This is a genomic window from Rathayibacter tanaceti (assembly GCF_001634385.1).
GTDB classification, from domain to species: domain Bacteria; phylum Actinomycetota; class Actinomycetes; order Actinomycetales; family Microbacteriaceae; genus Rathayibacter; species Rathayibacter tanaceti.
In genome coordinates this window covers 1-435 of record NZ_LIIN01000318.1, presented here as the reverse complement: position 1 = coordinate 435, position 435 = coordinate 1, and the positions used below count along the sequence as shown (strand labels likewise).

Sequence of the window (435 nt, the reverse complement as noted above, 5' to 3'; positions counted from 1 at the left end):
GACGGGCGAGGGCGGCTGCTCGCGCCGCTCGACGCGGTGCTGTCCGTCGGTTCGATCACGGCGCTGACCGGGCCGAGCGGATCCGGGAAGTCGACGCTTCTGGCCGCGCTGGCGGGCTTCGTGCCGTTCGAGGGCTCTCTGCTGTCCGGCGGGGAACCGGTGACCGGCTCCGCTCTGCGCGAGTGTCTCGCCTGGGCGGGTCAGCGACCGGACCTGCTGCCCGGCACCGTCGGCTCGAACGTCGAGCTGGGCACGCGCGCGCCCGATGCCGAGCGGGTGCGCCGAGCGCTCCGGATCGCGGGTGCGACGTGGAGCCCGAGCGACGCCTCGACGTCGAGGGCAGCGGGCTCTCCGGCGGCCAGAGCGCTCGTGTGGCGGTCGCCCGGGCGGTGCACCGGCTGCTGGAGCGCGACTGCCGCGTGCTCGCGCTGGACG

Annotated in this window: 1 protein-coding gene; it reads left to right on the top strand. The window is 76.1% G+C overall.

All coding sequences use genetic code 11. The features are described 5' to 3' along the window. The coding region (locus tag ACH61_RS15845; protein ID WP_153038974.1) for an ATP-binding cassette domain-containing protein at positions 1 to 435 on the top strand (435 nt) is incomplete at both ends.